9 protein-coding genes and 1 pseudogene are annotated in these 10,117 nt (G+C 62.5%); 4 read left to right on the top strand and 6 right to left on the bottom strand.

The annotated features are described in order from the left end of the window. A pseudogene (locus tag LOK55_RS13750) lies at positions 1-96 on the bottom strand (glucose-1-phosphate thymidylyltransferase); the annotation flags it as partial. After that, a complete protein-coding gene (locus tag LOK55_RS13745) occupies positions 87-275 on the bottom strand; it encodes a hypothetical protein (RefSeq protein ID WP_229935820.1) in 189 nt (62 codons plus the stop codon). The gene LOK55_RS13745 and the pseudogene LOK55_RS13750, both read right to left, overlap by 10 nt. A gap of 119 nt (positions 276-394) precedes the next feature. On the opposite strand from LOK55_RS13745, the gene LOK55_RS13740 reads away from it, so the two are divergent. Then, a complete protein-coding gene (locus LOK55_RS13740; RefSeq protein WP_229935819.1) occupies positions 395-886 on the top strand; it encodes a hypothetical protein in 492 nt (163 codons plus the stop codon). Between the two features lie 58 nt (positions 887-944). Here LOK55_RS13740 and kdsB read toward each other — a convergent pair whose 3' ends face one another. Beyond that, positions 945-1,688 (bottom strand): 3-deoxy-manno-octulosonate cytidylyltransferase, encoded by a 744-nt coding sequence (gene kdsB / locus LOK55_RS13735; protein ID WP_229935818.1) that lies wholly within the window; start codon positions 1,686-1,688, stop codon positions 945-947. A gap of 53 nt (positions 1,689-1,741) precedes the next feature. On the opposite strand from kdsB, the gene kdsA reads away from it, so the two are divergent. From kdsA to LOK55_RS13720, 3 genes are read left to right on the top strand one after another with little or no spacing between them, the layout of a single operon-like run. After that, positions 1,742-2,593 (top strand): 3-deoxy-8-phosphooctulonate synthase, encoded by an 852-nt coding sequence (gene kdsA / locus LOK55_RS13730; RefSeq protein ID WP_229935817.1) that lies wholly within the window; start codon positions 1,742-1,744, stop codon positions 2,591-2,593. Then, positions 2,590-3,117 carry an HAD family hydrolase gene (locus LOK55_RS13725; protein WP_229935816.1) on the top strand — a complete coding sequence of 176 codons (528 nt, stop codon included), beginning with the start codon at positions 2,590-2,592 and terminating at the stop codon, positions 3,115-3,117. The genes kdsA and LOK55_RS13725 overlap by 4 nt, the downstream gene beginning before the upstream one ends. After that, positions 3,104-4,087 carry an SIS domain-containing protein gene (locus LOK55_RS13720; protein WP_229935815.1) on the top strand — a complete coding sequence of 328 codons (984 nt, stop codon included), beginning with the start codon at positions 3,104-3,106 and terminating at the stop codon, positions 4,085-4,087. Before LOK55_RS13725 ends, LOK55_RS13720 begins: the two co-directional genes overlap by 14 nt. Before the next feature lie 30 nt (positions 4,088-4,117). On the opposite strand, the gene LOK55_RS14345 is transcribed toward LOK55_RS13720, so the two are convergent. The 3 genes from LOK55_RS14345 to LOK55_RS13705 all read right to left on the bottom strand — a co-directional run bounded on the left by LOK55_RS14345 (position 4,118) and on the right by LOK55_RS13705 (position 9,818). Further along, a complete protein-coding gene (locus LOK55_RS14345; protein WP_229935814.1) occupies positions 4,118-5,914 on the bottom strand; it encodes a class I SAM-dependent methyltransferase in 1,797 nt (598 codons plus the stop codon). Between the two features lie 185 nt (positions 5,915-6,099). Further along, complete coding sequence (locus LOK55_RS13710; protein WP_229935813.1) at positions 6,100-8,748, bottom strand: rhamnan synthesis F family protein; 2,649 nt, start codon at positions 8,746-8,748, stop codon at positions 6,100-6,102. Beyond that, positions 8,745-9,818, bottom strand: coding sequence for a hypothetical protein (locus LOK55_RS13705; RefSeq protein ID WP_229935812.1), 1,074 nt, complete (start codon positions 9,816-9,818; stop codon positions 8,745-8,747). Before LOK55_RS13705 ends, LOK55_RS13710 begins: the two co-directional genes overlap by 4 nt. Positions 9,819-10,117 lie beyond the last annotated feature (299 nt).

Genomic DNA, 10,117 nt, shown 5'->3' with positions numbered 1-10,117 from the left:
CTGCGACCCATCGCCCAGCAACCGCTCGAAGAACGGCGCATCATGCGGCGTCGTGATCACAAGGATCTCATCGATCCCCGCGAGCATCAGCGTCGCGTGCCCGCGGGGACGCCGAGTTGGCGCAGCCATACGTCCGGGGCATCGCCGACGTAGGCGACGAGCTCGTCCGACGTGTCGAGCGCCCACTCCAGTCCGCCGCGCCGGATGAGCGCGTTACCGAGGTTCCCCGCAGGCCCGGTCAACGACACGAGCGTGCGGGTCGGGCGCGAGGACATGCCCCCAAATCTACCGGCGCCCCGGCGCGAGCCCACCACGGGCCCGGGCTAATTCGAACCCGAGACCCGGCGGAAATGTCCCTACACAGAACCGCTCCGAGACGGCCGCCGACTGCACGATGGCCAGCTTCGGAGGGCCAAGCGGATGGACGTGGCATGGCTACGTCAGCGGGAACCGTCCGATCTCGCTCGCTCCGGGCGCGTCGTACTCGTGCAAGATCGGCGTGCACGTGCTGAAGGGTGTTGTCGCCGGCGCCGGGCTGGCGCTCGAGGTGTGGGAATCGCCGAACGGCTATGAGCACGCCCCCGGCGAGAAGCACACCGACACCAGCTTCACCGTCTTGACGGTGCCCGCCGCCGGCACCCAGGATGGCCCGAAGGTGACCGGCACCGCAACGGTCGGCAAGACGCTGACCGCGTCGGCCGGATTCCTCGGCCCGTGGAACGAGCAGCTCACCTATCGCTGGCTGCGCAACGGCGCGGCGACCACCGGGGCCACGGCATCCAGCTACACGCTGGCCGCCGCAGATCTCGGCAAGCAGATCAGCGTCCGGGTGACGGGCCAGAACACGAAGGCGGGTACGTGGACGGCGGGCACCACGTTCACGTAGCAGTGGTTGGCCGACGGCAAGGCGATCAGTGCGGCGCGGGGCCGAGGTGACTCGCCGACTATGCCGGACTGGTTTCGTTTTCGCGCACCCAGGCCCGGGCGCGCTCATAGTCCTCGGGCGTATTGATCTCGATGCTGCTACTCGACGCCACACGCGCCACGATCACCATGCCGTGTTCGAGCGCGCGCAGCTGCTCGAGGTTCTCGGCGGCCTCAAGTGGTGTGGCGGTGAGGGTCGGGAATCGACGAAGTGCTTCCCGCGTGAACGCGTATAGCCCGAGGTGTTGCAGGTAGGCATGGTCGAGGTGGCGGGGGTTCGCGGGGATGAGGGATCTTGAAAAGTAGAGGGCCCGGCCCGTGATATCGGTCACGATCTTGACGGTGTTCGGGTCGTCGGCAAGGTCTGGGTGGAGAGGCATAGCGACAGTAGTCATCTCCGCCGATTGCCCTTCGCGGAACGGCGCTAGAAGTGCGTGAATCGCGTCCTGCGAGACGAACGGCTGGTCGCCCTGAATGTTGGCGACGATGTCAAACTCGCCCGCGAGGGCATCGGCTGCCGCGGCAACTCTCTCGCTGCCGTTGGCGAGCAACGGCGACGTCAGAAGCGCCACTCCACCGAATTGTTCGACTGTGGCCACGATTCGCTGATCGTCCGTCGCAACGACGACATCGTCGAACTCGCCGCTTTCGACAGTCGCGTCCCACACACGCTGAATCACGGTTCGGTCGCCGAGCTTGAGCAGGGGCTTGCCTTCGAGTCGAGTGCTGGGATAACGAGCGGGTATGACGGCGAGCGCGCGCATGGCTTCGGCTGCCCTTCGAGTGAGGTGGAATCGACCTCGGGTAGTCTATCGACATGTCGAAAGCCGTGAACGTCGGGTCGAATGTCGTCGTCGCCAATGATCGTCCGTGTGTTGTATTCGGAGGGATCAATGTTCTCGAAGATCTTGACTCGACTCTGTTCGCGGCGGCGCGCTATGTAGAGGTCACGACCGAGCTCGATATGCCACTGGTGTTCAAGGGTTCGTTCGACAAGGCGAACCGGTCGTCCATCCACTCGTACCGGGGCGTCGGGATCGAGGAAGGCCTGGAGATCTTCGCTGCGGTGAAGTCTGAGTTCGGCGTGCCGGTTATCACCGACGTCCACGAGCCGGCACAAGCTGCGACGGTTGCTGAGGTCGTGGATGTTCTGCAGCTGCCGGCGTTTCTCGCGAGGCAGACCGATCTCGTGGTCGCGCTGGCACAGACGGGCCGTCCGATCAACGTGAAGAAGCCCCAGTTCCTCAGCCCTGGGCAGATGGCGCATATTCAGCGAAAGGCTGTCGAGGCGGGGAATGACCAGCTGATCCTGTGTGAGCGCGGGTCACAGTTCGGCTACGACAATCTGGTCGTGGACATGCTCGGCTTCCGGGAGATGATCGAAGCGTGCGGCGGCGCGCCGGCGATCTTCGACGTGACTCACAGTCTGCAGCGAAGAGAGGCGGGTGCCGCCGCATCGGGTGGCCGTCGTCGCCAGGTCGCGGAACTCGCTCGCTCCGGCATCGCGGTGGGAATCGCCGGGCTCTTCGTCGAGGCCCATCCCGATCCCGACCGTGCAAGATGCGATGGACCGAGCGCGCTGCCGTTGAGCGCATTGGGCGAGTTCCTCGGCCAGATCAAAGCTATCGACGACCTGGTGAAGTCCTTCCCTCCGCTGGACATCGCGTGATCGAAGTCGTTCTCTTCGACGTGGATGGCGTCCTGACCGACGGGACGATCTGGATGGACGGAAGTGGCGAGGCGATGAAGGGCTTCCACGTACAGGACGGCCTCGCGGTTTCTCTCCTCCAGCTGCATGGCCTCCGTTGTGGGGTGCTGTCCGGCAAGTCAAGTCGAGCTCTCGACGCACGTATCCAGCAGCTTCGATTCGACGTCGCGGTGACGGGGACGCTGGGCAAGCGTGACGCTCTCGACAAAATCAAGTCCGACCTCGCTGTGACCAACGAGCAGATTGCCTTCGTCGGTGACGACGTGGTCGATCTACCGCTGGCGGGACTAGTCGGGCGCTTCTACGCTCCGAGCGACGCCCATCCGCTGGTGCGCGCGGCGGCAGGCGTCGTTCTGACGCGCGCTGGTGGTCGAGGCGTGGCTCGTGAAGCGGCCGAGCACGTTCTCGCGGAGCGTGGGTTATCACTCGACGACATGTACGCACCTCTAATCGAGACGATAGCGAGCAGCCATGTCGTTCAGTGAAGCCGAGCCGATGCCCGAAAAGCAACACGCAGATGTTGCGCGCCGCGTGCTCACCGCAGAGGCGCGCGGCGTGGCAGATTTGGTCGGGCGTGTCGGTGACGACTTCAACGCCGCCGTGGACGGCATTCTCTCAGCCCGAGGACGGGTGATCGTGTGCGGCATGGGTAAATCGGGATTGGTCGGACGTAAGATCGCCGCGACACTTGCCAGTACGGGAACTCCCGGCTTCTTCATGCATCCAGCGGAGGCGCTTCACGGCGATCTGGGTATGGCGACAGCGGACGACTATTTTCTCGGAATCAGCAACTCCGGGGAAACGATGGAACTCGTCTCCCTCCTTCCGTTCCTGCGCGACAACGGCAACAGCATTCTCGCGATGACGGGGAACGCGAGTTCAACGCTCGCACGCCACGCAACTGTTCACCTGGATGTCTCCGTCGCAGAGGAGGCCTGTTCTCTGAATCTTGCTCCGACGTCGTCGACGACCGCTGCGCTCGCGATGGGCGACGCTCTCGCTGTGGCGTTGATGGAAGCCCGTGGGTTCGCCTCGGAACACTTCGCTCGCCTTCATCCCGGTGGATCTCTAGGGCGACGTCTCCTTGAGCGAGTGACTGACGTCATGGTCACAGACGACCTGCCGTGGGTGGATTCGACCGCTGGAATCCTCGAGGTGATCCGCCATATCACCATGCGGCAATTGGGGATTGCGTTGGTCGCAACGCCGGACGGGCCGGCGATCGTCACAGACGGCGACATTCGCAGGGCAGTACAGGCTCACGGCCACGACCGCGAACTCTTCTCCCTGGTAGCGGCCGACGTCATGACCGTGAACCCCAAGTCGGTGGCTCCCACGACCCGCATGGAAGACGCCGTCGCGTTCATGGCGACGCACCGCATCTCGTCACTGCTCGTCGTTTCAGGTGATGAAGTATTGGGAGTGGTGACGGGTCAGCCCGGAGCCCCTCGCTGATTCGCACAACGCTTCAGCGCGCGTGTGGTGTCAATACGAAAAATAGTGTCGCAACTCGTCGTCTGTGATGACGTGATCTGAGCGGTAGCGGAAGTCTTTCGCGTCGCGTCCGGCGCCACCGTTGCGAGTAGGCACGGATTCGGCAGTGGCGCGCGATCGGTTGACGTGGAACGCGACGATCGACTCGAAGAATTCGATCGACCATACCCTGCGTTCTGAGCGGTGGTCGGAAGCGAAGGCGGAGAATCGCCTGTTGATGCCGTGCACGAGATTGACCGCCCAACTGATGAAGGAGGTATCGCTCGGCCCGCCGAAGTCGGCCATGTATGACGTATGGGTGTCCTCTACGACCAAGACGCCCCCGTCGCGGATATGGTCCATCGCGGAGGAAGCGGTGACAATCTGCTGTGGGTATGTGTGCCCGCCGTCGTCCAGGAAGATATCGACATCGCCGACATCTGCAAAGAAGTCTGCCCAGAATTCTGGATCCGTTTGGTCCCCAATGTGTATATCGAATCCATCCTCCCGCAACCAGGTCGCCTCGGGGTTCAGATCAACGCCGATGATGCGGGCAGCAGGGCCGAAAAATTCCCGCCACATGAAGAGCGATCCACCGTTGAGAACGCCAACTTCGACGATCACCGGCGATTTCCCCACGTACTTGGAGAACAAGTGGTCATAGACGGGAAAGTATGTCGAGTGCTTGACGCTCAGGAAAGGTGCGGCGTCGTAGCTTGCCCGGGAGCGCGGCAGTGCGACTGAGGACTCTACGTGGGTTTCGTCCGCGGCCGCGAAGTCGTCGTCGCGCGGGTCTATCCACCGGCCGTCAGCGAGCTGCTCAAGGAGTCCGACGATCCCGGACCACGACGGCATCCCGAGCGGCCCTTGTTCCACCATGGAAGAGACGACATCTGGCCTGACGGCCTGCGGGTGATCACTTCGTCTGGAGTCGAGACGGGAGAAGTTCGGCGTTTCGCCTCGTTCCTGGATCGCCTGAACAGCGGCGCCCTCCCAGTCGACGACTGTAGCGCCGGCCCACGTCGCAATGCCGGTATGAAATGCCGATGCCAATTCCCCCGACAGATCCTTGCCGCCCGCTGAAACGATGACGACCGCGCACTCTCGCAGATCTACGGCGCTCGTGATCTGCCGCAGGGTTGGCCTTCCAGGCGTGGCATCGAGCGGCGCGAGCAACAGCCCGACTTCGGCCAATTGCCGCGTTCCTTCCGCCCCCATATATCGGGAGAAGGTGTCGAGCCACGCGGATCGCCCAGTCAAGACCACTGAACGGCCGGCGGTGCTCACGATCCCCTGGGCGAGACGGTGAAGCTCAGAATCCACAGTTGCGACAGCACGGTCGTAGGCCTCTAGTGCTCCGAGGCCTTCGAACACCAAGCCATTTAGCAACAGATATCCAACTTGCGATGGGTGGATGCTCGCATCGATAAACAGTCGCGAAACCTCATGCATGGGGAGTCGCAACAGAGGAGACAGGTCCACAATATCCATGTCCGACAACGACATAGCTATGTCGTCGTAGTTGAACACGGGGTGGCGGTCCCGACCCTGGCCTGTGTAACGCCCAGCAAGTCGGTCGCTTATCTGGCGACCGAAGACGCTCCACAGCACATATCGGGCTCGTGTGCCGAATTCTGTGTGCCACTCTCGCACGCCCGCGGGGCCGCGCTCCAGCATCGACCTGTCCTGATCGTCACCCATTGCCCCAGGCGTGATACCAGTGTGGCCGTCGACGAGGATGGCGGCGGGAACATCACGTTCGAGCAGGATGCTGTTTCCGAGACCGAAGTCGCCAATGAAGATGACCACCCTTCCCGTTCCCGAGGACTTTGTGCGGGCACGTCTCAACAGAGATGCATTCCAGATGGGCACTCCACCTTGGCCAACAAATCTGTCCCAGGGCAGAGGCGACACGACCACGCCGTCCCGCACATGCCAGCTCCAGCGAATCGCGTGGGAGGTCCCCACGACGAGATCGATCTGGTCCAGGTCCTTCACCAAGCCAGTGCCCGCCGATATGGACCCGCATTGGTGGAGCGCCTGTCGCGAAGCGCGGATTCCAGATGTACCTGAAGTGAAGCCTCGGATGGACGCAGATCCGCGACGAGGGGTTCGGAAGGTTCGACCGGCGCCCCGAACGTCGCGCCGCCATTTATTGATGCGGCTTGCCCGAACAGTCGCTCCAGCAATTGCTCTCCGCTGCCGCCGGCAGCTCTGTCGCTCTGCGGGAAGCTTCGAGAATCCACCTTGTCTCGTTCCACGAGGGGCCGGAGCGTCTCCGGTCGCACCCAAAACATGGCGCCCGCGAAGTACCCTCCGGATGAGCCGTCGGAGAGGATAGATGCGGCGAGATGCCCGCTGTTTTGGTGTGGGTGGTGTGTCAACGATAGATAGTGGGGCGCTGGGCCCACCTGACTGACCGCCGGATTGCTTCTGAACGACCCGAGGATCGACGCGACGCGCTCACGACTGCCGATCAGGGCCGACAGTGCCTCGGTGCGCCAGACTTCTCCGAGCTCCCGGCGCAGACGGCCATCTTCGAAGAGTCCTGCCTCCGTTCGGAGGTGAAGTATTGCGTCGTAGTTGTGCTCGAGTATTTCCGGGAGCACGTCGAGGAACGGTCCGACATCTCGCCCCCGGTCTGTGGCGGCAAAAAACTGCGCCTTGGGGTAAGCGGCCCGCACAAGCTCGATGATCTGGCGGTTACCCCAATCCGGCATCGTAACGATGAGATCGAATGGCTCGTCGATGTTGGCGAGCTGCCCCAAGATCTCGGCAACGAGGTTGCGGTAGTGAAGGTTGGCGACGACGGCAATTCGGCTGCGCTGGCCACCGAGGCCATCTCGGAGCGCAGCGACGCTGGCGCGCCGCCGAGCGTCGCTTTCTTCGTCCATGGGGAACCGGGCGGCGTCGTCATCTTCGAGTAGCGCAACAGCGGCTTGCGTCAACGCTTCCGCGAGATCCTCCAGCGAGGCGATGGACATGTCTGCGCGGGGTCTCCGACCTTCCCGAACGCCGTAGCGAGTCCAGTGGAAGACGGGATCCTCTTCCGCCTTTGCGACATCTCGATAGCTCGTGAGATAGAACGCCTCATCGACGATACCCGCTACGCGAACGAGTTTCTCCGCGCTTCGCACATCGGCGAAGGCAGCGTGCAACTCTGTGCGGAGACTGTCACCGTCCGCCGCCTGCAGCACTGCGAGAAGTCTCCTCGCTGGCACAGTGAATTCGTTCTGAGGGACTGCAGTAGAGTTCTGGTGAGTGCCGATTGCTAGTTCGGACGCGGGTGCGGGAATACCGAACTCAGCGGCACCGGGCACAGAGCTTCCCATCACCATTCTTCTCTGGACCTGGTGTTCTCGGGACGGGCTGAATGCCCGATACATGCTCTCGGCGATGGCGACTGGATTGTTTCCGAATCTACGTCGAGCGGCGTCGATAGTCAGCACGATGTTCTGGAACGCTGTGCGGTTTCCGCGAACCCCGTCTTCGGCGAGGTAGCCTCCGAGCATGAACCGGCGCAGAAGCCCCACGCCATCGTGATATGAAGCTAGGTCGAAAGACGGATCGAGCGCGGTCGTGAGGTCAGGGAAGAGACCGGTGGGTTTGTAAACGGCGTCTCCGAGGACGCTCACCACTTTGTCGAAGTACAACGCCTCGAACCCGACGGAGCTGTTCACCGTGACGACCAGATCTGCTAGCGCGGTGAGCTGAGCGTTCGTGTAGGACGTACTCAACGAATCGACCCAGACTACGGCGTCCGACCACGGACGCAACGCGGCTCGGGCAAGAGCGAACGCGGCGCGGGACTGCAACCTCGATTTGGCGCCCGGGTGGGTCTTGATCACCGTGAGATATCCCGCGTTCGCGAGCTTGGGTACTGCGTCGAGCACGACGTCCTCAACGGTGTCGTAGGGCGAGAATCTCAGCAGGTTCGCGTCATCGTGCAACTGCAACGGCAGGAACGCGATCTTCCGGTCAGCTCCGAGAATCCGTGTTGTCAGGTCGCCGGCTTCGAGGGGGCTGTACTGCTGCTCGTACGGGATGGCCTCCAGGTTTGCTGAATACCCGTAGACCGCTTCCGCGGCTGACATGGGGTTGTTGCCGACGATCGCGCGAAGGTCGTCCACGGATAGTTTGGGAACCACAGCGCTGCCGTTTGTGCCAAACGGGTCGAGAACCACGGTCGGTAAGAACGGTGGGCGGGTGCATCCAAGCTCCATCGCGATGCGGGTGACTGGCCGTTCCTCGAGAAAACGTGTCACGGCACCGTTCTCACCCCAATGGATGATCACGTCATACGGGAACATGCTCCAGATGCGCCGCAGCACACCCACGTACTCGTCTGCCACTTCGCCGCCCGCCATCAGGCTCAACCAAGCGGGTACTCCATCGGTCTCCCAGTCAACGAGGCGAGTCTCGAAGTGAGCTTCTTCCTCGGGCGTGGCGCGAATAACGCGTTTCGCGACGCCAGCGACGGCGTCCTTCCCAACGGCACCCACGAGCGCGCTCGTGGCGTACATCCGGATGTCGAAGTCGGGAGTGGCACTCTCCAGGAGCGGAAGAAATCGCCGCGCCACATCATTGAACATCGTCTGACTGCCCCGGATCGGATGGGGCTCGATGTAGATCAGGACTCTCATTCGCCACCCCAGAAGCTCGCCAGACCGTCGACGCGCGAAGATTCACGCAGATACTCAAAGTTTTCGCGCGCGAGTGGGGCGTAATCGACCTGGGACACGGGAGCCGACAGCGCCTCGTACCAGTCGTCAGGGGTCTCCATTAGCCCCAAGCGATCTGAGCCAACCGCGCGCATGTCCGGGATCGGGCTCGCGAGTAGGCGCGACCCCGAGAGTGCTGCCTCGAGAAACTTCACGCGAGACTTGCACGCGTTGAAATCGCTCATCTCGAGCGGTGCGATCACCGTGTTGCAGAGGGTCATGAGTCCCGGAAGCCGAAGAAAATTCACCACCGGTGCGGTGCTGACGTTAGGCAGCCCGGTGAGTTCGGGGGGGACTGCAACCGGGCCCACGATCATCAACGTGAAGTCTGCATTCTCGACAAGAACGCGGTGGAGTGCGTCGGCGACTACCGGGAAGTCGCGATTGTGGCTCTTGGTGCCCGCAAAGTATCCAATGGAGGTGGAGGGGCGTGGCGTCAGATGCGTGTGGAGGTCCGCATGTACAGCGAGCACAGACGGCGGAACGATGTTGGGTACGACGTGCACCTCGGCCCCGGGGTGGAAGTCTCGCACCCTCTCGGCGAGAGGCGCGGTTGAGACCGTGACCATATCAAACTCGCGCAGGGCGACAAGGTTGTTTTCGAATGCTGCGGTGGCGCGCTCCGGCGTTAGTGTTCCGTTCTTCACCGCAGACGACTGCAACGCGATCGCGTCGTCACCGAAGATCAGATCGTCGTAGTCAGCAATGAGCGTCTTGCCGAGCTTCCGCAACTGAAGCATTACGGGGAAGAAGTTTCCGCGCGCACTGTTCGGGCGATGAAAGACGTACACGTCGTAGTCGAATGCCGGATCCGTGTAGAACTGGACAGCCGAATAGATCGTCGAAAAGTCACCGTGCGCGGTTCTCGCCTCCGCGGGATGCAGGCATCGATAACGAACTGACGGATCTTGAATGGGCCTTTCGGCTCGCCCGGTTTCGGATACGAAGCAGATCCGCGTCATTACGAGCGGGTGTGACGCATCGATGAACATTCCAATCTCACCTTGTCCACAGACAGGATGCTTTGACCCCTAGCCACATGACCTCCCCGAGGACAACGTCCGTACTCCTGACAAGCGTAGCGGAATGAGAGAGTTCGGTCTGGGCCGGCGAAGTCGGAGACGCTGGCTTGGCCGGTCTGGTGCTCCCTAGGTGTACTTCCTCGGGAGGTTGTGAACGGGTGAGGTAGGCGAAGACTAACGCGCCTTTGACGCCGGAAGGGCGTCGTCGTCTTGCTGTCCTCGTCGTGGATCGGGGCTGGTCGTTGCGGCGGGCAGCGGAACGGTTCCAG

Origin of the sequence: Microbacterium sp. F2E (assembly GCF_020905435.1) — a bacterium.
Taxonomy (GTDB): domain Bacteria; phylum Actinomycetota; class Actinomycetes; order Actinomycetales; family Microbacteriaceae; genus Microbacterium; species Microbacterium lacticum.
Note: the sequence above shows the minus strand (reverse complement) of the source record. Positions and strands in the feature narration are given on the sequence as shown.

Bases quoted from the DNA above. Each gene is read 5' to 3' on its own strand.
- LOK55_RS13705 (WP_229935812.1), bottom strand. From the start codon at position 9,818: ATGTTCATCGATGCGTCACACCCGCTCGTAATGACGCGGATCTGCTTC.
- LOK55_RS13710 (WP_229935813.1), bottom strand. From the start codon at position 8,748: ATGAGAGTCCTGATCTACATCGAGCCCCATCCGATCCGGGGCAGTCAG.
- kdsA (WP_229935817.1), top strand. From the start codon at position 1,742: ATGTCGAAAGCCGTGAACGTCGGGTCGAATGTCGTCGTCGCCAATGAT.
- LOK55_RS13720 (WP_229935815.1), top strand. From the start codon at position 3,104: ATGTCGTTCAGTGAAGCCGAGCCGATGCCCGAAAAGCAACACGCAGAT.
- kdsB (WP_229935818.1), bottom strand. From the start codon at position 1,688: ATGCGCGCGCTCGCCGTCATACCCGCTCGTTATCCCAGCACTCGACTC.
- LOK55_RS13740 (WP_229935819.1), top strand. From the start codon at position 395: ATGGCCAGCTTCGGAGGGCCAAGCGGATGGACGTGGCATGGCTACGTC.
- LOK55_RS13745 (WP_229935820.1), bottom strand. From the start codon at position 275: ATGTCCTCGCGCCCGACCCGCACGCTCGTGTCGTTGACCGGGCCTGCG.